The following is a 21,032-nucleotide window of genomic DNA, read 5'->3' as shown; positions in this document are numbered from 1 at the left end:
TACTCCTGTTACTAGGAACAGCGTCCTGTGGATACCAGTTTACGGCGTGACTACGTTGGCACCATGAACACAGGAAACACCGGTGGGACGGCGTCCGGGCCCCACACCATCCGTACCGAACGGGTCGGCATCCAGGTCGGCGACGACGGGCCGCCGATGGGCGGCTACCTCGCCCGGCCGGCAACTCCCGGCCCGTTCCCCGGCGTCGTGGTGGCCATGGAACTCTTCGGAGTCGACGCCGCCGTCCGCGACGTCTGCAACCGCCTCGCCACTCTGGGGTTCACCGCGCTCGCACCGGACCTGCACCACCGGACCGCGCCCGGCACGGAACTCCCCCGCGACCCCGCCGGCCGCGAACGCGGCTTCGAACTCCTGGAGTTGATGACCCGCACCACCGTGCTCGACGACGTCCGCGCCTGCATCGAGCACCTTCGGGCGTCCGGCAGCGAACGCGTCGGCATGGTCGGCCTGAGCATAGGCGGTCACATCGCCTACCTCGCGGCCACCGCGTTCGACCTCGCCTCCGTCGCCGTCCTCTACGGAGGATGGCTGCCGACGACCGACATCCCGCTCAGCCGCCCCGAACCAACCCTCTCCCTGACCCCCGCCATCACTGCCCGGGTCCTCTTCCTCGTCGGCGAGAACGACCACGTCGTCCCGCCCGCCCACCAACGCGAGATCGCCCGGGCACTGCGCGAGGCCGGCATCGACCACGAGTTCGTCGTCTACCCCGGCACCGGGCATGGCTTCCTCAGCACCGACCCGGCCACGGCGTCCGACGCATGGAACCGCGTGCACACCCTGCTGGCCGACGCCGGAGCGTAGTCCCGAGCGCCCTGCTGGACCTCGTCCGGCGGGGCGGAGGCATCGAGCCGGCAGGGCTGCGGCTCACCGGTGCCACTCCTCGGCCAGCTGTCCGAGCACCACCTCGTCCGCGAACTCCCCACACACCCAGGCCGAACGGCGCAGCGTCCCCTCGACGGCGAAGCCTGCCCTAACGGCCGCCCGGACCATCGGCGCATTGTCGGCAAGCGTCTCCACCTGAAGCCGGTGCAGCCCAAGCACCACGAACCCGTACCGGCACAGCACCCGGAGGACATCCGCCGCAAACCCGCGCCCCCGGTGCCGCGGACGCAGCGCGATGCCCACGTGTCCGACCCGGTTGTGGACGTCGGTGCCCCACAGCAGTGCCTCCCCGGCCAACTCACCCGACGCCGCCTCTACCACGGAGAAACACGCGGCATCCTCGGACGGTCCCGACACCACGTACGGCGACTGCGCCGACCCCGGCGGGATCGGCCGCCACGGCCGCGAGTCGGCCCGGGCGCGGGTCGCGACGTCGTCGTACAACTCGGCCTGGAGCACGGGGACATCGCCCTCGTGCCGGGCCCGGAGGATGACCTGAGCGCCATGTAGCATGTCACATTTCTACAGCCCCGAACGCGGCCCACGACACCGAATTTCCATCGCGCGCCCGCCCACCCGAGAGGGCTGCCCGGTGCGCTGTGCGAACGCCGCGCCTCTGTGCGCTCGCGGACGGTGGGCGAAGCCATCACCAGGTCCGGAGTCTTGGACTGATGTGACCCAATGCCCGGAGGAACGGCAGCGACCAACGCCAGGACCCGCCCACCCGGCAAGCTTTAGGGGAAGACCTTGGGGTCGTGGGCCGCGACCAACGCTTCCCACTCCTCGTAGCTGATCGTGATCGGCGGGACTTCCTTTCCGGAGCCGTCGAAGCAGGCATCTGCACTCCACGTTCCCCGGTTCGCTATGCCGCGGTGAGTGCCGTCGGGGCACCTGAGGGCGGGGCGCACCACCATTGCGGGGACGGGCGTCGCGGTGACGTGTACGGGGTCGACCGGAGTTGAGGTGGCGGGCGCGGAGGACGGGACCACCACGGGTGCGGCGGAGGCCGGGGAGGCCGGGGCTTCACCGCTGCTGCCGCAACCGGTGACCAGCGGAGTGGCGAACATGGCGGTGAGGATCAGGGCCGCGCTGCGGCCGCTGGTGCGGCGATTGCCGGAGCTGCGATTCATCATGGCCCTTCGACGCGACAAGGATGGAACCGGTTCCCCGCTCTCCGAGCCAGTGACCAGCGGCGCTGTCCAGGCCCACCCGTCTCTCACGCGTCCGACCATTCCGGCTCGGTGAAGACGCTTGGCTGGCTGAATACCGCCTGGGGTGTACGCAGGTCCTTCTGTAGGGTCTCGACCACTGCAGCCCATCGACGGGGCTCGAAGCAACGGGGGGAACCGTGCGCATGCGCTTGCACCGCATCGCCACAGCGGCCGTGGTCACGCTGGCCTCACTGGCCGACGTCGGCCTCCAGACCACAGCCGCCCACGCGGCCGACACCTACTACTGTTCCACGCCGCTGGACCTCGGTCAGGGGATCTCCATCGACGAGTGCATCCATCTCGGAGGCAACGGCTACTGGCAGCCGTACCTCGAGATCCACAACGGCTGGATCACGGTCCTGGGCCTCTCGAACGACAAACAGTGGATCAATTCGGGTGGGGCCTTCAACGCCTACAAGCCCATCCCCTACACCCAGGCACCCCCCGGCACCACGACGAAGATCTGGGGAGCTTCCACCAACTGGCGAAACACCTGCTACGTACAGGGACAAGCGCTCGTCGACTTCCCTGGCCAGGCATATCAGCTGTATTCGCCCAGCGAATACGTCTGTTAGATCGCCGTTCACGCGGTCTGTCCGAAGCGTGCGGCGAGGCCAACCTCGCGTTTGATGGTCTTGCCGCTCGCCGGAGGTGGGCACCTACATCGGTGGCGCTCGACCGCGTGACGCGCTGGAGCGCGGTGCCTGAGGTGCCTGAGGTGCCTGAGGTGCCCGTCCCGGGGGTCCGGGCGGAGCAGCGAACACCGTTGCGCCACTGGCGGGCTCAGCGGGCTGCGAACGTCATCGTGGTGCAGTGAATCGCCCCGCCGGTCGTGATGATCGCTGTGGCGTCGATCGTCACGATCGTCCGGTCGGGGAAGGCCGCGCGATAGGCATCGAGTGCTGCCTTCTCGTTCTCGGTGTCGTCCGAGTAGACCGGGACCAGGACCGATCTGTTCACTGCCAGGGAGTTGGTGTAGGAGCGGAACACGCCATCGTCGTGCCGGGGCATCGGGATCCGGCGTACCCGGTAGCCGGCCGCGCTGAGCCGGTCCGCGTCGGCGTCGAGCACCTGCGCGTTCTCGGGGTCGTACGCCGGGTCGTACTTTCCGACCAAGACATCCTTGTTGCCCGTGAAGGCCGCGAACATGTCGACGTGGCCGGTTCCTTCGCCCTTGATGGGGTCCAGGATCGTGGTCCGCCGGCAGCCGTAGAGCGAGCCGAACCTGTCGCGCACGTCCGCGGCGGTCACGTGGTTCTCGACGTTGAGTGGACGGTCGAGTATCGCGGTGGTGACCAGGCATCCGCCCGCCCCGTCCGACAGGAAGTTGCCGCCCTCGCTCTCCAGGTCGGTCCGCGACAGGGGCACCTTCCACAGGTCCGCCGCCCGGGCGGCGAAAGCATCGTCGTTGGGACGGTCGTCGTAGTACTTGGTATGGATGAACCGCTTACCGCCGCCGGTGGTACGGGCGGCGATCGGGCCGTAGTCACGTATCCACCAGGTGTTCAGCTTGGCGTCCACGAAGTCGATGCCGGAGGTGTCCACACCCGCTGCGCCCAGCCTGGTGCGGGCGTCGTCCACTGCCTCCCGGGAGCCGCCGACCACCACCGCACGCGAGTTCGCGGACGCGGCCCGCACCAACTCGGTGAAGTAGGTCTTCTGGTCCGCGGACGACTCCTGATCGTCGACCAGCCAGGCGACGAGGGTCTTGTCCACCGGTTCGAACTCCCCCGGCACGACGGCCACATCGGTGGGCAGTGGGTCATTTCCGTGGGATTCGGGGTGCCGCGCCTGCGCGGTACGTGCGTTGCCGGCCGGGGCGGCACTCGCTCGAGAAGGCCGCTCGCCGGCCATGAGCGTGCCGCCCGGCCGCTCCAGGCGCGGACCGTCGACCCAGGTGCTGCCACCGCTCGTCGGGTCCGGCCCCGCCGCCACGGCCTGGGGTGACAGCGCGACAGTGATGAGCAGAGAGGATATGAGCACGGAGGCGGCCGCTACGGCGCGCTGCTGGGAAGTCATCTGCCCAGGGTCCCAGCCGGAAGGTGAGTTTTTCATGACCGGAAGTCAATACCCGAACCACCGAACCCCGGACCACCGTTGCGTGAGCCCCTCGGAAGTCCACGCTCGGTCCCAACCGGTGGAAGCAACTGATCCTGGGCTACCTGCTCGGTGAGGATCCGCCAGGCATTCAGGTACGCGAGGGCAGGTTCAACCGGTGAGCGCCCGGCGGCGGTTCGCGTAGTCTCCACGAGCAGCCCCTCGACGGCGACCAGCACGCTGCTTCCCCGCTGCGCCGAGCGAAGCCTCTCGGTGACCGGCTCCGGGGGGATGAGCCGGGCCCAACTCCTCGCCACCTGCCGCGACATCTAGAGCCTGTCCGGCCGATCTTGGGTTGTGGGAGGATGCCGTCCATGACGTTCATCCGAAGGGGCTGTGCCTCGTAGAACACCAGCTTCGCTTCGGCCGCGGGAATGCGGCTTGGGTAGCTGCTGGGTGCGGTATCGCGATGTCCCATGCCTGTCGGGAGCGGCGAATGCCGCTGTCCGTGTGCTCGAGCGGGAGCGATTGTCTCCGGGCATCGTGGCGGTGGCGCTGAGCGTGTGGTCCGTGCGCGTCCACGGCACGGGGCGTCGATGGAGGCAGTGGGAGGCGGAGTTCACCTGCCCTTGCTGCGGAGAGGGTTGGGCCCGGGACAAGCTGCAAGACGCTCTGTTCATGCTTCCGCTGAGGGCCGCCCGCGAACTCCGGGTGCAGGTCGAGCGCCTGGATGCGGTGCTCCTCGAGCGAACGCATCACGAGCCCCTGGAGGACCCGGAGTTGGCGTGGTGGCATCGCAGGTGCTGACCGTGCCCATGCCACCCACTGGTTCGTTGGCTCTGGCGTATGGGGGTGGGTGGCCGTACGGCCCGCCCGCCGTGCAGCGGGCGGGCCTCGGGAGGTGACCGTGGGGCGGGCCGATGCCGACGCCGCCTTTCCCGGTGGGCTGACGGCGGGTGTTGGATTGGGCGCGGGGCGAGCCGTCGGCCGTCAGGGCTGCTGGGCGGGCCCGTCCGTGACGTCGAGGCCGGTGAGGAGCCGGGCCCGCAGGGCGGCGAAGCCGGGGGTGGTCACGTCGCGGTCGACCACCTGTACGGCGCCGAACCGCCGCGTCGGAGCTGACCGTTGCGGCGCGCGCGCCGTACCCGGAGGATGGGCGTGAGCCCGTGGATGCGCGCGGCCGGTCGGCAGGAGGCGTGATGGACCCGTTGCAGGAGTGGCTGGAGGGCATGCACCCCCGGGTCACCGGCCTGGTCGACCACGAGCTGGCGCAGGGCGCCCTGCCGGACTACTCGGCGGCCTCGCTGGCCCGGCTGGAGGCGGAGGTCCTCGCCCGCAGTGCTCGAAACACCCGCAGCGCCCCGACCGCCGAGTTCCTGGAGCGCGTCGCGGCCTTCCTGGGCGAGGCCCTGCTGACGCTGGCGGGCGGGCACTGGGAGTGGGACGACCAGGGCGACGGGCCGGTCGTCGCACCGGACGCGGCCCTCGGGCTGGCGCCGCTGAGCCCCGCGCGGATCGTCGGCCGAGCCCAGGAGTCGGGCGACGGCGGCGAGTTCGGCCGCGCGTACCGGAGTCTGGAGGCCGCCATCGCCGAGCGGCGCGCGGCCGTGCCCGGCTGGGAGCCGGTGAAGGAGCTCACGCCCGGGCTGGACCGCGACCTCACCCTCTACGGCGAGGACTTCCTCGCCCACTGGCTGCCCGAGCGCGCCGCGCAGCACCATGCCTGGCTCGCCACGTACACGCGCAGGCCCGAGCGTTGGGACTTCTCCCCGGACTCGCTGGGCGAGCTGGAGGAGACCCTGCGTGAACTGGTCGCCTGCTCCGAGGAGTTGGCCTCGCATCCGGAGTTCACGGACGGCGCCGTCTGGTACCTGGGCGAGGTGATCCGGCCCGCGATGCGCGCGCGGTGGAACTACTACCCGGGCGATCCGGCCGAGAACATGTTCCTCGGGCGCCCGTTCCTGGACCAGTTCCTTCCCGACGGCAGGACGGCCGTGCCCTTCCTGATCCTGCAGATCGCGCTCAACGACCGTGCGCCGGGCATGCTCCGGCGCATTCACGATCGTTTGGCATGAGCCTTCCGAAATTCGGTGCGCCCGGTTACCGTCGGGGGCCGAAGTACCTGTCGAGGGGAAAGCCGGATCATGGGTGGACGTCGCCGGGTCCTGCCGTTGTCGCTCGGGCTCTTACTCATGGCCCTGATCGGGGTCGTCGGCCTGCCGGGTGCGGGAGAGGCCGCGCCCCCGCAGATACCCCTGCCCACCTTCGGCGGCAGGGCACCCAGTGCCGACGAACTCCCGGGCGGCGCCCACCCCGTGTCGCCCGGCGGGGTCCAGGTGTACCGCTACGAGAATCCCTCCGAGGCGTTCCGGGGCACCCCCGAGCCGAGCCAGGCCGACATCGAGGCCGCGACCTACAGCGACAAGGCCGGGAAGTCCGGCACCTGGGAGCACCTCCTGACGCGGCGGCACGAGTACCTGCTCCGCAAGGCCGGCGAGCAGGCGGCCTACGCCAAGGACCCCGTGAACGTCAAGGCCCCCTCCCGCACGCAGCCCTGGACGGCCTGGCTGAACGGCCAGATCCCGCGCGAGGGCAACGACGCCCAGGGGAAGGCATTCCAGCTCCACGTCGCCGACCGGCTGCGACTCGGCGCCAACTTCGGCTGGAAGACCGAGGTCCAGGTGGCGGACGCGAACCGCCAGTACGACTTCGGAAACGAGGACCTCGGCCTGTACTACGAGGTCAAGTCCGGCCGGGGCATCAACATGAAGCAGTACCCGAAGGACAAGGCATTCGTCGAGGCGGAGAAGGGCAAGGCCAACCCCCGCAAGCTGGTGTACATCTTCCCCAGCGAACCCACCAAGGGGGCCAAGAACCTGCTCCAGAGCGCCGGGATCTCCTACTTCGTCGTGCCCGCGAAGAAGCAGCCCGTCATCCCCGGCACCACCCCCAACGGCGCCAAAGCCGGCCCCGCCGTGCCGGACGACACCATGCGCGCCCCCGACCAGTTCCAGGCCCAGGGCGCCGCCCCGAGCGAGATCACCGGCTCCGCGAACACCGCCGAGGAGGCGGCCGAATTCCGGGCGGAGAACGCCGCGTTGGACGAGGAGTCCGGCCACCCCGAGCTGACCGACGACCTGGGCGGCGTCGACTTCTCCACCCTCGAACTGCGCTACGTCTCCGACACCTACCACCACGGCCCCGGCGTCCAGTACGCCTTCAAGGCCGACTCCCTCGAGCCCGACCAGGCATCCTTCGGCGGCGTGCGCAACGCCCGCCTCGCCTCCGACTCCTTCTTCGTCTGGATGGAACTCCCGCCCTCCTCCTTCACCGTGAACCTCAACCCGGACGAGCCGGACCGGATCATCGACGCCAAGTTCGGGAAGACCGACGCAGGCCGCGTCCTGCTGGAGGCGGACCTGGCGATGAAGAAGGTCGTCGCCAAGTTCATCCACCCCGACACCCCGGGCGGCCAGACGTTCTGGGACTCCCTCCAGGGCGACACCAAGTGCATCTCGATGCGCCAGTGGATCGTGCCCGACACCGCCACCGTCCGCGACACGGGCGACGAACTGTACATCCTGGACGCGCCGTTGCTCGTCAAGATGGAGTCGGACGTCGTCAAGGCCCAGGGCGTCGGCGGCTCGAACGGCTGCACCCATCAGGACAAGGCGGCCACGAAGCACAACGAGGACGTCTACCGCCAGACCATCCTCCCGCAGGTCCAGGACGCCGTGAACCACGCGCCCGAGTACGCCGACCTGCGCCGGGTCTACGCCAGCCGCGTCGCCGCGGAATGGTTCCGCCAGCGCAGCGCCACCAAGCACACCGCGTACTCCGACCTCGTCGGCAAGGGCGACATCAGCCACTGGACCTCGCGCGAACCCTGGTCGCCGCGCGAGGTGTTCGACCGCTACGTGCAGTCGTACAAGAACGGCGAGTTCAACGTCAGCCACACCACCACCAAGGGCGACACCGTCTACACCTACACGTACGTCTACGGCGGCGTGAACTTCAGCCGGATCAACCAGAACCGCGTCAGCGCCGAGAAGTTCGCCCAGGACCACCCCGAACTCGCCACGGCCGCACGGGACGCGCTGAACGGGCCCAGCGGCGACGGGAAGGGGCTCTGGCTCGGCGGCCAGACCACCGCCGTCCCGCCAGCCGAGGCGTTCGCCGCCCCGCCGCAGGCGACCTCGAACCGGCTCTTCTACCCGCTCGCGGCCCTGCCGCTCCTGCTCTGGCTGACGGCCGGCGGGGTGCTGCTGATCCGCCGCCGGCGCACGGCCGAAGGGGCCGCGTGATGACGGCCGCGGCCTGGCCGGCCGCACCGCCCCTCCCACCCCCGCCGCCACGGCGGCCCCGCGCGCCGGGCACGGTCTTCGCGGCGGGCTACCTGCTCGCCGGGGCGGCATCGCTCGCCCTGGTGGCGGCCACCGGCGCCTTCTTCGCGATCCCCGAGTACCGCGACCAGCGGACGGAGCAGGCCGCCGACCCCCAGGCCGGCAGCGATGCCGCGACCGGCCTGGTCGCCTTCGGCACCCTGGCGGCCGTGGTCGCCGCGGTCGTCCTGCTGCTCGCCGTCCTGGCGGGCCGGGGCCGGCAGACGGCCCGGGTCCTGGCCTGGGTGGTGGGCGGCCTGTCGGCTGTCGCGGAGGTGCTGGTCCTGCGGGCGGACGCCTACGGCTCGCTGTCCTGGCTCAGCGACCTGATCCGGCTCACGGCCGCGGGCATGCTGGCGCTCACCGCCGTCTCCCTCACCCTGCTCGCCCTGCCGGCCTCCCACCGCTACTACCGGCTGACGCGCCGCCGGCCCCGCCCCGTGCCGCCGCCGCTCCTGCCGCCGGCGCCCCCGCCGCCCTTCGGCCACGCCCGCCCGCTCCCGAGCACCCCGGTCCCACGCCCCGGCTACCTCACCCAGCCACCCCCGCAACCCCCGCCGCACCGCTTCCCGCCCCCACCACTCGGAACGCCGCCGACCCCCGGAATGCCGCCGCCTCCCGGATAGCCGCGGCCTCAGCACCGATCGGCGAGGATCCCCGCGAGCACGCGCCGCGCCTCACGGGCGTCGGCGCCGTCCTCGCCCAGGCCGTCGGCGCACGAGACGAGCGTGGTGGTGAGCCCGCACGATGGTGGAGTCGACGGAGATGTCCCAGTCGATGTCGCCGGCCGCGTCCGCTTCCGCCTGGACCCGCTGGAGCAGACGCTCCCAGGTCCCGTCGGCCGACCACAGCCGATGGCGTTCGTAGACCGTCTTCCACGGCCCGAACCGCTCGGGCAGGTCACGCCAGTGCACACCCGTCCGCACCCGGTGCAATATCCCGTCGATCACCTGCCGATGGTCGCGCCAGCGGCCGCACCGCCTGTTGCTGACCGGCAGGAACGGCCTCAGCCGTTCCCACCCGGCATCCGTGAGATCACCCCGCCCCATGCCCGAACTAACGACCAAGGCCGGTGATAGTCACATGATCGGGCGGACAACTCCTAGTTGCGCTGCGCGCGCGGAGGTGGATGAGGCCGAGAGCGGGCACAGCCGGACGGGGCGTACTGCGCGCACCGTGCTGGCCGGGAGTGCTGCGGCCCTCGGCCTCGGCCGGCGCCGCCAGGGCGTACTCCAGCCTGAACGACGCCAGGGCGTTGAAGTCACCCCACGTGGCCTCCTGGGTCACCCCTCCGTGCCTTCCTCCACGGGCAGCGCGTTGCGCAGGGCGGACGCTGCGGAGCGGCTGTGATGTGCGGCTATGTGCCGGTCCCGGACCTGCCGGGGACCGGCTGAGAGGCTCCCGAGCTCATCAAGGTGATCGGCCACCGCCTCCAACCGCCGGAGGAGGTCCAGATGGCAGATCCTCCCCTGCCTTGCTTGGTGTCTGCCCGCGGGCAGCGGAAGGTAGGCGGCCACTCCCTCTGCTCTGGGAGACCCTTGGGCACCGCACGAGTCACAGATATTTCGACGCATCCTCTCCGTTGCCACAAGTGCTACAGAGAGCCTTGACATCCGATGAATCGACCCATAGCTTTCCGTCGATCGGCAACTTCCGCAAGTATTGCGCCAAAATGATCGGACGAATCGGCGGCCACCTTGCGCGCTACGCGCTCCGGCCCACGCGGAGCGTTCCCCCCACCCCCACAGTCCGTCGACGGAAGAATCGCATGTCCGACGCCCAGCCTCTCGGCACCCCACCCGACCCGTCCGGTCGCCAGGGGTTCGCGCGCCGCGGCGTACTTTCCGCCATTCTCGGAGTGCCCGTGGTCATCGCCGCCGGCTCCCCCGCCGACGCGGCCGTCCCCCCATCGCGGCCGTCGGCCGATCCCGTGCCCGCCGCCGCGAGCACCCTGGACCCGCGCGCCGCCGGCGACCTCCTCGCCTCCCTCAGGTTCGGCATGTTCGTGCACTTCAACCCGTCGTCCGTGGTCGGGCGGGAGATCGGCTGGGGCCGCAACGCCTACCGGCCGGGCGAGTCCCCGGACAACCAGTATCGGGACCCGTCGGTGCAGTCCGACCCGGTCTACGACGTCGCCTACCGCGACTTCCTGCCCGAGACGGACTGGGCCCCCAAGCTCGCCGCCACGGCCAAGGCGGCTGGGATGACCTACCTGGTCTTCACCACCAAGCATCACGACGGGTATCCGAACTTCCGGACGGACAGCGTCACCCGCTCGTTCTACTCGGACTACGCGCAGACACCGATGGGACGGTCCGGCCGGGACCTCGCCCGGGAGGTAGCCGAGGCCACCAGGGCCGCAGGTCTCAAGGTCGGCTTCTACTACTCGGCCCGCGACTGGACCCAGCCCGACTACCGCAAGGGCGACTACGACACCTACTACGGCTACATGGTGGAGCACGTCCGACAGTTACTCACGGACTACGGAAGGATCGACTTCCTCTGGTACGACCACATCCCCTACGCAAGCATGTCGCCGTTCCGCCCGCCGCTGCTCAACACCGTCCCGCGAGACCTGCAGCCAGGCATCCTGGTCAACAACCGCGGCTACGCGACCATGGGCTTCGAGGACCTGCCGGCGACCCTGTCCGGGGACTACGACACGCCCGAGCAGCAGGTCGGAGCGTTCGACCCGATCCGGCCGTGGGAGTCCTGCATCACGATCACCCCGCCCGACTGGTCCTGGCAGCCGAACCATCCCGCGTCCGACTTCGCGACCGTCGTCAGGACCCTCGTCGCGACCGCCACCGGAGACGGCAACCTGCTGCTCAACGTGCCGCCGATGAAGACCGGCTACCTCGCGGACGACGTCAGCGCGACCCTGCGCCAGGTCGGCGACTGGATGGCCACCTACGGGGAGGCGATCGTCGGCACCCACGGCGGGCCCTACCGGCCGGCCGCCGACCTCGGCGGGGCAACCTACCGCGGCAGCACGATCTACCTGCACCTCACCAGGAACCCGCCGCCGGGCAGACTTCGGCTGCCCTGCCTCAACGCCAGGGTGACAGCGGTCGCGACCTTCGACGGCCGTGCCGTGCCGTTCACCGAGGACGGAGGGGGCGACCTGCTGGTCGACCTCAGCTCGATCGCCTACACCGCGCCGGACTTCATCCTCAGGCTCACCGTCGACCGCCCGATGACCGTCGAGTATGTGACCCGCAGGGCGATCTCGTGGGACACCCTGCGGCCGACAGGCCCGAACCTCGCCAGGGGCGGGCCGGCGTAGCAGCACTCGACCGCCTACGGCGGTGTGCCCGAGCGCGCCGCCGACGGCAACACCCAACGGCACCTGGTCGGCGGGCACCTGCACGCACACCGCGGATGACGCCAACCAGGCATGGTGGCAGGTCGACCTCGGTACGTCGACCGACATCGGGCAGGTGTGGCTGTACAACCGGACCGACAGCCCCTGGGGCCTGCGGCTGAGCAACCTCTGGGCCACGGCCTCGGATTCCGAGTTCACGTCCGGGGACCTGACCGTCGCGCACCGCGCCCGGAGTGACCGCGGTCTCGCGGAGTTGGACCTCAGCGGCTGCCTCCTCTGGTGTCTCCGGGATTCGGCCGAGCAGGAACTGGGCCGCTCGTTCCTCCGACGTCGCACGCCTAGCAACCAGCGCAGTGAAGAGTCCGTCGAGATGCTCGAACTCGGTCATCCACTCTTCTGCGGTCTGGGGCATGCGACCGATTCGCCACCGCCTACTTGTCATCGCTTTAGCGGTTGCGTCTGGGTTCGTGCCCGCAGGCAACCCCCGAGCTCCTCGTGATTCACAGAGATACCCCTCGCTCGGCTACTCGTAGGCCCACGCTCGTCCTGTCTGTCGGTATTGCTCGACGGGGATGGGGTCGACGCCGGATCGCATCCGAGCGGTGTAGAGCAAGCCATCGAGGTGGTCGATCTCGTGGTGGATCAGGCGGGCGACGGCGTCCCGGGACCAGCAAGGAGTCCGGGCTGGTCATGGACGCCGCCCGGCTCGACTTCCCCTGGTCGTCTCCGACCACGACCCGGACCTGACCGAGCGGCTGGCCGAACAGCCCTGGGCCCAGCTCTTCCCAGCCGGCGACCCGGGCGCCCTCGCCAAGACCCTGGACCAGCTGGCGGACGGGCCGCCCGCCCGGCCGGGGACGCGGGCCCCTGCGGTGCTGGACATGCTCTCCGCCTCCGAGTAGGCCGCCTACCTCACCGAGACGTACACCGACCTGGTCAAGGAGTACCGATGACGCCCGCCTCCCCCACCCTGGTCGCCGTGATCGGCCCGGTCGAACCGGCCCTGCTGGCCGCGTGGACCGCCCACTACCGCGTGCTCGGCGTCGAGCGCTTCCGCCTCGCCTTCCACTTCGCCGAGCACGTCCCCGACGCCTGGCGCCGCCAGCTACTGGACACCGTACAGAGCCTCGGCCTCCCCACAGGCCAGGTCAGCACCGGAGCGTGGCACGAGCACACCAACACCGAACTGCGCGACGCGCTGCGGGAGCAGGCCGACCCCGGCTGGCACCTGCTCGTCGACCCCAACACACGTGACTACCAGTTCTGTGCAGCTTAGTCGCAGGTCAGCACCAACGACAGAGCCCCGCCCGGCGCTTGGCCGAACGGGGCGCTTGACTGTCCGGCTAGGTCGGGATCAGCCTTCGAGCTTGATGGTGACCTTGCCGAGTTCGATCCGGTCGCCCTCAACCTCTCCGTTTGCCGCCTGGCCTGTCCACCGGTTCGTCTCTTGCAGCTCGGCCCACACGGCGGCCGGTATCGTGATCACAAGGTTCGCCGACTCTTCGAGGCCATTGGTCAGTTCGATTCGCAGGGGGTTCGCCATGGCTGCGAGGGTACTGCTGCCCATGGCGTTCATCGACAGCCAATTCGTAGGGGACGCGGAACAGCGCATGTGACCCCAACTGCGCCTGCGACTGGCTCAGTCCCAGTCGAGCTGCTGGCCCTCGGCGCTGACGACCATCCGCAGCCGTTCGCCCGTGGGTTCACCTGCGGCGCGCCACCGGGTGAGCAGCTCGGCCACCGCGTCCCAGAGGCGGACCGGCCCGCCCTGCCGGACCAGCCAGCGGCCGTCGTCCTCGAACACCACGGCCCATGATCCTCTGTGCACGTCCACCAACACGTGCTCGGTGCGTTCGTTGCGGGGCATGGCGAAGTACTGCGCCGTGGGCGCCGCGAACTGCGCCACGAACCGGGCCGCCCACTGGTCGAGCACGTCAGCGCTGATGCCCGCCGGACGGGCGTCGCCCTGGTCGAGATTGGGCAGCATGCCGAGTGGCGGGGGCGTGTGCGGACGGGCGAGCATGAACGACACTCCGCCGCCGAGTACCGGGCCGGTTGCCGTGCCGTCCTCGGCCACTGTGAGCCGTACCAGCTCGGAAGCGTTCATCCAGCCGCACACAGTCAACAGGATTTCGCCGCCCGGACGGGTCTGGGCGATCCACTCGGCCGGAACGGTCCGGACCCCGCACGTGGCGATGATCCGGTCGTACGGCGCCTCCTTGGCGTACCCGGCGAGCCCGTCACCGGTCACCAGATCGGGCCAGTAGCCGAGCCCACCGAGCGCCACGGACGCCCGAGCCGACACGTCCCCGTCCACCTCGATCGACGTCACCAGGTCGTCGCCAAGGACGTGTGTCAGCAGCGCAGTTGAGTAGCCGGTGCCGGTCCCGATCTCCAACACGGACATGCCGGGCTTCACCCGCAGGTCTTCGAGCATCCGGACGACCAGGCCCGGCAGCGTCGAGGACGACGTGGGTGCCTGTGCCAACCGGCCCTCGACCTGTCGGGGCACCACACAGCCGGCGAGTTGCGTCACCAACGTGTCGTCCTCGTACACGCGGTCGATCAGCTCGGGCGACGTCTCCAGCGACACGGGTCGGTACCACCCGCCGCCGTCGTGCTCGAACCAGCCGCCGGACAGGAACGCCTCGCGCGGGACGGCCAGCACGGCGGCTTCCCACTCGGGGGTCTGGATCACCCCCGCTTCCTTGAGCTGTGCGGCCAGCACCGCCCGCAGCCCCTCGGACCCGCTCACTCGGATACTCCGTTCTCCAGAAGATCGGCAATGGCGGACGCGATCGGCAGTCCCGCCAAGTGTTCCAGCCACGCCCATTGACCGTTCGGGTTGCACTCCAGGAACCACCATTCACCCTCGGCGGTCACGGCGAAGTCGAACGCCCCGAAACTCAGACCGAACTCACCGAGGAACCGCAGCAGGGCGGCCCGGACTGGCGCGGGGCAGTCCACGGGTTCGTACGTCAGGTTGCCGTACTCGCTGCGCCAGTCGAGCACCCCGGAAGGGCCGGTGATCAGCGCGCAGAACACTTGGTCCCCGACCACCACGGCGCGCACGTCGCCGGACTTCGGTACCTGTGCCTGCAATAGGTGGGCGCAGTTGCTCACGGCGTCGGTGAGCTCCCCGGGCTCGACCGGTGCCGCCCAGATACCGGCGGGTTCGCCGTCCACGTGGTAGGCCCCGGCATGCAAGGGCTTGTAGATCGTGGGTTGCGCAGCGGCGAACAGCTTCGCTTCGGTCGGGTTGTTGGTGATCAGAGTCGCCGGGACAGGCAGCCCGAGTCGGGCGGCGACGGCCAGTTGCGCGGGCTTGTACTCCGCGCGGGCGATGACCTGCGGGTGGCTCAGGTAGAGACAGCCCGGAAGCGCGCCCAGCACACCGCCGAGCCCCCGCCGGTTCTCCTGCGCGGCGAACCGGTCGGCCCGGTGGTCGCCCTCCGGCGCGTACGGGTTCGGCCGCCGGTGGTACAGCGCGCGAACGCGGGAGAGATCGGCAGCGCGTCCGTCCACCGTGAGGCTTCCGGACCAGCCACCGGCCGTGATCGAAGCGGCCAGAGTGGCGCGGGTCGGGAAGTCGCGTCCGGGGTCGAACCGGAGGACGGGAACCCGGCGCCGGTTCAACTCCGCTATGACCAGATCGGCGGTCGGGTCCTCGGCTTCCGTCGAGACCAGCACCGGGCGTCCGTCCATGGTCCTACCTCCTAGTCCTGCGTCGCGTCGTGGCCGGTGTCGGGGTCGTTCTTCCCGTCCTTACCGATGGCGGTGGGCGGGTAGGTGTTGACGCTGGTGCCGTGCTTGCCCATCTCGGCCACGGTCAGGGTGCCGTCCTCGCCGGTCCACAGGCCGGTCTGCGTCTCCGGGTCGAGCCCGGCGAACCGCACGGGCGACGGTTCACCGCCGTTACGCAGCGGTGCCATGCGCCCCATGCCCCACGGAGCAGCGGGGTGGAGTTCGGTAGTGGTGCTCAACATGCCTCCTGTGTCTCGTTGTTGCACGGACTTGCGAGCCCGCCTCGGCAGTGCTGTGACGACGCACTAGTTGGAAGCCGAGACGGGAATCTGTGGAGTTGGGATGGGTCCTATCGGGTCCGGGGCGGCCTGTCAGCGCGCGCCCGCTCGTACTGGTTCTCGATCCGGATCGGGCCCTTACAGCGGTACTTCCTGCGGACCGTCTGCCCGTTCTCGTCGGTCCGGCTGATCACGATGGTCGTGTACCGAATCTGGCCGGACAGCGGGTCCGCGAACTTCGTACGCTGCTCCACCACCCATCGGCGACCCTCAGCATCCGCGAACGTGCTTCGGGCCACTGGGAGTTCGAGCCGCTCGATACATCCATCGGGGCGCTGCGGGCACTGACAGGCCGTGGACTCGCCAGCGCGTGGGCTGATGCCGTCGGCGAACACGGCCAGGTTCGCACCGGGCGTCCTGCGAGGCAGCATCTCTAGGCGGCGCAGAACCGTCCGGCGCCCGCACGGAGGCGGAGCCCGCTGCAAGCGGCGCCGTACGCGGCCCGCACCCTGGCCTCGGCGTGGGGCCGGACGTACTTGGACAGGTCGTCGAGGGACACCCATGCGAGGGTGTTGACCGCCTGTCCGCCCACGGGGACAGACAGGGCGCCCGCCTGGGCACCGCTCATCGTTCCACCGTCGAGGACGACGTGCAGCCGCTCGGCCGCACCCGAGTCGAAACAGGCCGGGACCCGATCGCGGACCAAGACACCCTCGGTGGACCTGCGCATCCCCAAGTCGTAGGCGAGCACCCGAGCGGCGGCCTGTTCCAACGACTCGTCCGGGTGCACGCTGCCACCCGGAACCACGAAGTCGTCTCGGGTCGCCGGCTGCACCAGCAGCACGCGGCGCTGCGGGTCGCGGATCAACACGGACACGTCGATACGGCGGAGGACGGCAAACGGCTCGATGCTCAGGGGGATCACGGAAACGGCTCCGATCGGAGGACGGGGGGATTTGAGGGTGGTCCCGCCCGTCCGAGACGGGGGATACGCGTACGGACGGGACCTGTCCCGTACTGAGCGGCGGCGGTACGGGAGTTGGATCCCATCCCGGCCGGAGTCTGGTTCCGAGAGACGTCCGGCCGGGACGGGAGTCTTGGGGGCTACTTCTGCGCGGTGTCGACCTTCCGGCGGCCGTAGGGCGAGCGCCCGCAGTACTGCACGCTGAGCGTGTCCGCGTCCGCGTTCGACACGATGAACCCGAACTCTCGACACTTGCCGCACCACCAGCCGGCGAGCCCGTCCGCGTTCGGCTCCTCCGGTTCAATCTCGGTATTGCACAGGCACTTAAGCGGCTCCGCCGCACTCGGGAGATCCGTCACCCTACGCGCCCTTCTGCGTGCCGCGAGGACACCCGCCTCGCCTCTCGGCAAAGTGCCGTGCCGTGGCGACGGGCGGCTCTCACGCGGGCTCGGGCCCGTCTTCGGCGCCACCAGAGTTCCCAGTCCGCCCCGTAGACGATGCCGAGCATGGCCACCGCCAGGGCGAAGAACCACCAGACCCACCGACGTGCGGCGTACGGGTCGAGCTTGGCCAGGGCAACCACCAGAGCGGCGGGCCCGAGAGCGACCACGACCGCCAGGGCGCCAGTCACGATGCTCGGTCGTTTCACTGTTGCTCCTCCGATCAGCGCCGGACTGTGTGGTTCACCAGTACAGGGCTGCCGCTCGCACTTGGACAGAGCAGGGATGACGCATCCGTGTGGCATCCATGTCTCAGACTCTCTGCACCAAGGGTCCTGACCTGCTAGAACGGGTAGTCAGAGACCGGGAGGCGGCATGGCAGAGCGGCGCAGGGCCCTTGTCGAAAGGCGAAAGGCCCTTGGATTCACTCAGGAGTCCTTGGCTCAGAATCTGGCTGTGGACCGCTCCACTGTTGCGAGATGGGAAAATGGAAATGTAGATCCGCAGGATTGGCAGCGCCCGACCCTGGCCAAGGTATTGCGAGTTACGCTAGTTGAGCTCGACTCTCTCCTGCGTGGTGCAGCGACTCCGAAACCCGCACGGGATGAGATCCCCAGCAATGCGGCGGAATATGACGATGAAATTGAAGCATTGGAGCTTGCACGCAGGGTCTCCGCCAGTGACGTAGGCAGGGAAACGCTTGAACGTCTTGAGCTGACTTTTCATGACCTGGCAATCAAATATCCGACCGTAGCCCCACAGGAACTCTTGGGCCAGGTGCGGAAGTATGCACTTTATGTAGCAAGTCTCATGGATTCAAAAAAGACTCTCGCCGAACATCGGCAGCTGCTCGTAATAGGTGGCTGGTTTTCTCTTCTCGGTGCAACCCTGCACATTGACCTTGATCAACAGGATGCGGCAACGGCGAGACTGCGAACGGCGATGACGCTAGCGCGACATGCAGAGAATTCGGAAATCCAGGCTTGGTGCTTTGAGACTGATGCCTGGCGGGTTCTCACTGATGGCAACTACTCAAAGGCGGTGGAACTCAGCGCTACTGCTCAGCAGTTGGCGCCGACCGGAAGCTCGGTTGAAATCCAGTCTCTTGCTCAGCAAGGGCGAGCATTTGCACGCTTGGGCTATTCGGCCGAGACTTATGCCGCAATAGATCGAGTGCAAGCGCTTTCCGCTGCCTTGGGGACTCCAAATCGGCCGGAACATCATTTTCAATATGATCCAGCTAAATCACTTGCCTATGCGGCTACCACGCTTGCATGGCTCGGTGACCCGGCAGCCGAAGCGTATGCACGAGAAGTCATTTCGCGACTCTCCCCCTCGGATGACGTTAGCAAATGGCCTCGCCGGGTGGCATCTGCCAATATCGACCTGGCGCTCTCTCTGGTGGCTACTAATCGATTGGATGAAGCATGTGATTCGGCACAGCGCGCCATGCTATCTGGTCGGGTGGCGCCATCTAACCATTGGCGCGCCCTTGAAGTCGTAAAGGCAGTAGAAGTGCGAAAGATTTCCGATGCGCGGGACCTCAGGGAGGTCTACGAAGGAATGCGCCTACAGATATCGTCATCGGGCGATTGACGGGGCAAACACAAAAGGCCCCGCCCTGCCTCCATTTCGCGAGAGCAGGGCGGGGCCCTCGTGCGAGAACCCGAAAGTGGCATGAGAACCTACATGGCGACCGTCTAGGGTCTGGTGGCGCCCACGTAGTCGGTGCCGGGCATGTCGGTGACCGGCGCGGACTTGACGACGTCCCCGGTCTTCGGCGCGGAGATCATCTGGCCGTCGCCCAGGTAGAGCGCCACGTGGTAGATGTGGCCGTCGTCGTGGCGCCAGAACAGCAAGTCCCCGGCCCGAAGGGCTGTTTGGGCGACGGCGTGGTCCGCGGTTGCGGAGTACTGCTCGGCCGCGGTGCGCGGAAGCCGACGCGAAGGCCAGTAGGCGTACTGAACGAGGGCCGAGCAGTCCCAACCGGTGGTGGAGTCGGCCAAGCACTGCCCGTCCCGGTATCCGCCGTCCCCGTCGCAATGGCCACGGCTCGGGCCTGCGGGGCTCCCGCCGCCGTAGCTGTACGGGACTCCGAGCTGGGTGGCGGCTCTACGCAGGGCCTCCGGGCCGGCGCCTGTACCGGCGATCTGCGGCAGCGAGCCACCGGCCTGAAAGCGGCTCAGATTCCCCAGAATGTCAGCCACATAGCGCTGCGTCTCGGCGTACGGCGGAACGCCGTGGTGGCCCTCGACCGCAGCCCATCCGGCGTTGTAGCCAGCCAGCGCGAGGCGCCGCAGATCGTCGGCGAAGCCGGAGGACGCCGCCTGCCCGAGCAGGCTGCACATGTACCGGCCCTGCGCCATCACGGCGTCGCCCACATCGAAGGGCGACGCTGACCCGTTGTGGTCGTCGTCGCGCCCCCACGTCGCCCACGTACCCGGCATGAACTGCGCGGGCCCCTGCGCGCCAGCCGGACTGACGGCGCCCGCACGGAACCCGCTCTCCTCGAAGAGTTGAGCGGCGAGCAGCGCCGGGGTCAGGCCCGGGTTCCGGCACTCCCCCGAGGCGCGGAGCGTCCAAACCCGGTATTCCTCCGGCGTCCCGCTCACGGATGCACCGCGCGGCCCGGCTGCCGCCGTCGGCACCACGAGGACGACGGCGATGCCGAACGCAGCGAGCACCAGCACCAGAACCGCACCGCATCCGACGAGGACCTTCGTCACCGATCCCTCTCCGTCCCGTGAATCAGATCCGTCCGAATGGGCGGATCAGCGTGCCCTTCACCTCACCAGCCCGGTTACGCCACGTGGTCGAACGATCACGTTACCCTCTGCACTCGAAGGGAGGCGATTTTGACAACGCAGGTTTTGTACGAAGGTTCCGACCTGCCGCCCGATCCGGTGGTTCCCCGTCAACAGGTCGTGGCCGAACCGCGGTACGGGCTGATGCCGATCCACGGCTACGACATCGCCGCGGCCGCGGTGCTCCACATGCTCGACGGCGAGGACGGGCGGGGACTTCGAGCGCGCGGGCTCGGTCCGGGAGAGTCCGTGCCCTACGGTGTCCAGCCGGTGATCGTCGCCCCGAGCACCGTCTACGGCACTGTGGCGCTCGAGGGGCTGCTCCGAGGGTGGCCGACCGGCCTCGTCCCGACGCCCTGGCTCGTCGTGGTGGCCGACGCGCCGGTCCGCCCGGCGCCGGCTGCCCGCTACCGGCTGCGCGCCCTGGCTGGCCGGCTCGCCGGGATCGCGTACCTGCCGTATCTGCCGGCGCTCCGAGCGGTCGAGCGCGTCGAGGACGCCCTGGCCGACGAGGCCGTGGCCCGCGCGGCAGCCCGACTACGCGCCCAGCTCGAAGGGAAGTGACACATGCTCATCGCATTCATCGCCGAGGGACCTCAGCCCAGCTCGGGGCTGATCCCCGCCGCCAAGCCCACGAAGATCCCGGGGATGGACGGCATGGTTTCGACCCTGTTCGGCTACGGCCTGTGGATCGTGGTCCTCGCCGGGGTCTGCGCGACGGGCTGGGGCGTCGTCAAGTTGGCGACGTCGGAGAAGAACCGCCACGGCGGCGGGTCGGAACCGTTCAAATGGATGGGGTCGGGCATCGCGGCGATCCTGCTGGCGGGCTCTCTGATCTCCATCCTCAACGGCATCGCGGGGTGACGGTGCGCAGAACGAGCCATCGTCGGTCCCGAGCTGTGCTGTGGGGAGCCGGAGCCATGGTGGCGGCAGTGATCGGA

The 21,032-nt window shown here is 69.2% G+C and carries 22 protein-coding genes and 1 pseudogene; 11 read left to right on the top strand and 12 right to left on the bottom strand.

What is annotated here, in order from left to right; translation table 11 throughout:
* The first annotated feature begins 63 nt into the window (after nt 1-63).
* On the top strand, nt 64-825 hold the full coding sequence (locus tag IH61_RS0106725) for a dienelactone hydrolase family protein (RefSeq protein WP_031066413.1): 762 nt from the start codon (nt 64-66) through the stop codon (nt 823-825).
* A gap of 63 nt (nt 826-888) precedes the next feature.
* On the opposite strand, the gene IH61_RS0106720 is transcribed toward IH61_RS0106725, so the two are convergent.
* Together IH61_RS0106720 and IH61_RS0106715 are read right to left on the bottom strand one after the other, a co-directional pair.
* Nucleotides 889-1,419, bottom strand: coding sequence for a GNAT family N-acetyltransferase (locus IH61_RS0106720; protein WP_031066412.1), 531 nt, complete (start codon nt 1,417-1,419; stop codon nt 889-891).
* Between the two features lie 221 nt (nt 1,420-1,640).
* Nucleotides 1,641-2,039, bottom strand: a complete 399-nt coding sequence (locus IH61_RS0106715; protein ID WP_031066409.1) for a hypothetical protein — start codon at nt 2,037-2,039, stop codon at nt 1,641-1,643.
* 221 nt (nt 2,040-2,260) lie between these two features.
* On the opposite strand from IH61_RS0106715, the gene IH61_RS0106710 reads away from it, so the two are divergent.
* Complete coding sequence (locus IH61_RS0106710) at nt 2,261-2,692, top strand: hypothetical protein (RefSeq protein ID WP_031066406.1); 432 nt, start codon at nt 2,261-2,263, stop codon at nt 2,690-2,692.
* 208 nt (nt 2,693-2,900) lie between these two features.
* On the opposite strand, the gene IH61_RS0106705 is transcribed toward IH61_RS0106710, so the two are convergent.
* On the bottom strand, nt 2,901-4,052 hold the full coding sequence (locus IH61_RS0106705; protein WP_158844724.1) for an agmatine deiminase family protein: 1,152 nt from the start codon (nt 4,050-4,052) through the stop codon (nt 2,901-2,903).
* Nucleotides 4,053-5,353: 1,301 nt separating this feature from the next.
* Between IH61_RS0106705 and IH61_RS0106690 the strand changes: the two genes are divergently transcribed.
* From IH61_RS0106690 to IH61_RS0106680, 3 genes are all read left to right on the top strand, one after another.
* The gene (locus IH61_RS0106690) at nt 5,354-6,229 is read left to right on the top strand and encodes a hypothetical protein (protein ID WP_031066398.1); all 876 of its coding nucleotides are present in this window, start codon (nt 5,354-5,356) and stop codon (nt 6,227-6,229) included.
* Between the two features lie 117 nt (nt 6,230-6,346).
* A complete protein-coding gene (locus IH61_RS0106685) occupies nt 6,347-8,458 on the top strand; it encodes a hypothetical protein (RefSeq protein WP_031066395.1) in 2,112 nt (703 codons plus the stop codon).
* Nucleotides 8,458-9,162, top strand: coding sequence for a hypothetical protein (locus IH61_RS0106680; protein ID WP_031066391.1), 705 nt, complete (start codon nt 8,458-8,460; stop codon nt 9,160-9,162). The genes IH61_RS0106685 and IH61_RS0106680 overlap by 1 nt, the downstream gene beginning before the upstream one ends.
* Before the next feature lie 54 nt (nt 9,163-9,216).
* Here the strand turns inward: IH61_RS0106680 and IH61_RS0106675 are convergent.
* A pseudogene (locus IH61_RS0106675) lies at nt 9,217-9,585 on the bottom strand (IS5 family transposase); the annotation flags it as partial.
* Between the two features lie 815 nt (nt 9,586-10,400).
* Between IH61_RS0106675 and IH61_RS0106660 the strand changes: the two are divergent.
* Nucleotides 10,401-11,822, top strand: coding sequence for an alpha-L-fucosidase (locus IH61_RS0106660; protein WP_031066379.1), 1,422 nt, complete (start codon nt 10,401-10,403; stop codon nt 11,820-11,822).
* A gap of 22 nt (nt 11,823-11,844) precedes the next feature.
* Complete coding sequence (locus IH61_RS50190) at nt 11,845-12,360, top strand: hypothetical protein (RefSeq protein ID WP_420713850.1); 516 nt, start codon at nt 11,845-11,847, stop codon at nt 12,358-12,360.
* Between the two features lie 24 nt (nt 12,361-12,384).
* Here the strand turns inward: IH61_RS50190 and IH61_RS44260 are convergent, their stop codons facing one another.
* Nucleotides 12,385-12,492: a hypothetical protein gene (locus IH61_RS44260; protein ID WP_234327061.1), complete on the bottom strand. Its 108-nt coding sequence runs from the start codon at nt 12,490-12,492 to the stop codon at nt 12,385-12,387.
* Nucleotides 12,493-12,810: 318 nt separating this feature from the next.
* On the opposite strand from IH61_RS44260, the gene IH61_RS0106655 reads away from it, so the two are divergent.
* Nucleotides 12,811-13,137 (top strand): hypothetical protein, encoded by a 327-nt coding sequence (locus tag IH61_RS0106655; RefSeq protein WP_031066376.1) that lies wholly within the window; start codon nt 12,811-12,813, stop codon nt 13,135-13,137.
* Nucleotides 13,138-13,215: 78 nt separating this feature from the next.
* Here IH61_RS0106655 and IH61_RS0106650 read toward each other — a convergent pair whose 3' ends face one another.
* The 6 genes from IH61_RS0106650 to IH61_RS46780 all read right to left on the bottom strand — a co-directional run bounded on the left by IH61_RS0106650 (nt 13,216) and on the right by IH61_RS46780 (nt 17,206).
* Nucleotides 13,216-13,404 (bottom strand): hypothetical protein, encoded by a 189-nt coding sequence (locus IH61_RS0106650; protein ID WP_158844721.1) that lies wholly within the window; start codon nt 13,402-13,404, stop codon nt 13,216-13,218.
* Nucleotides 13,405-13,500: 96 nt separating this feature from the next.
* Nucleotides 13,501-14,616 (bottom strand): ATP-grasp peptide maturase system methyltransferase, encoded by a 1,116-nt coding sequence (gene tgmC / locus IH61_RS0106645; protein ID WP_031066371.1) that lies wholly within the window; start codon nt 14,614-14,616, stop codon nt 13,501-13,503.
* Complete coding sequence (gene tgmB / locus IH61_RS0106640) at nt 14,613-15,566, bottom strand: ATP-grasp ribosomal peptide maturase (protein ID WP_031066369.1); 954 nt, start codon at nt 15,564-15,566, stop codon at nt 14,613-14,615. Before tgmB ends, tgmC begins: the two co-directional genes overlap by 4 nt.
* An 11-nt stretch (nt 15,567-15,577) precedes the next feature.
* Entirely contained in the window at nt 15,578-15,847 is a 270-nt protein-coding gene (gene tgmA / locus IH61_RS0106635) for a putative ATP-grasp-modified RiPP (protein WP_031066366.1), read from the bottom strand.
* A 469-nt stretch (nt 15,848-16,316) separates the two neighbouring features.
* Nucleotides 16,317-16,760, bottom strand: a complete 444-nt coding sequence (locus IH61_RS46785) for an NUDIX domain-containing protein (protein ID WP_267883992.1) — start codon at nt 16,758-16,760, stop codon at nt 16,317-16,319.
* 227 nt (nt 16,761-16,987) lie between these two features.
* Nucleotides 16,988-17,206 carry a hypothetical protein gene (locus IH61_RS46780; RefSeq protein ID WP_031066356.1) on the bottom strand — a complete coding sequence of 73 codons (219 nt, stop codon included), beginning with the start codon at nt 17,204-17,206 and terminating at the stop codon, nt 16,988-16,990.
* A gap of 456 nt (nt 17,207-17,662) precedes the next feature.
* On the opposite strand from IH61_RS46780, the gene IH61_RS44250 reads away from it, so the two are divergent.
* Nucleotides 17,663-18,883: a helix-turn-helix transcriptional regulator gene (locus tag IH61_RS44250; protein ID WP_031066352.1), complete on the top strand. Its 1,221-nt coding sequence runs from the start codon at nt 17,663-17,665 to the stop codon at nt 18,881-18,883.
* A gap of 104 nt (nt 18,884-18,987) precedes the next feature.
* Here the strand turns inward: IH61_RS44250 and IH61_RS0106610 are convergent, their stop codons facing one another.
* A complete protein-coding gene (locus IH61_RS0106610; protein WP_107057062.1) occupies nt 18,988-20,013 on the bottom strand; it encodes an NlpC/P60 family protein in 1,026 nt (341 codons plus the stop codon).
* Nucleotides 20,014-20,211: 198 nt separating this feature from the next.
* Between IH61_RS0106610 and IH61_RS0106605 the strand changes: the two genes are divergently transcribed.
* Together IH61_RS0106605 and IH61_RS0106600 are read left to right on the top strand one after the other, a co-directional pair.
* Nucleotides 20,212-20,655, top strand: a complete 444-nt coding sequence (locus IH61_RS0106605; RefSeq protein WP_158844715.1) for a hypothetical protein — start codon at nt 20,212-20,214, stop codon at nt 20,653-20,655.
* Nucleotides 20,656-20,658: 3 nt separating this feature from the next.
* Complete coding sequence (locus tag IH61_RS0106600) at nt 20,659-20,955, top strand: hypothetical protein (protein ID WP_051836399.1); 297 nt, start codon at nt 20,659-20,661, stop codon at nt 20,953-20,955.
* Nucleotides 20,956-21,032 lie beyond the last annotated feature (77 nt).

Source organism: Streptomyces sp. NRRL WC-3742, from assembly GCF_000720635.1.
Taxonomy (GTDB): Bacteria; Actinomycetota; Actinomycetes; order Streptomycetales; family Streptomycetaceae; genus Kitasatospora.
The sequence above is the reverse complement of the archived record's forward strand: the minus strand, read 5'-3'. Positions and strand labels throughout refer to the sequence as shown.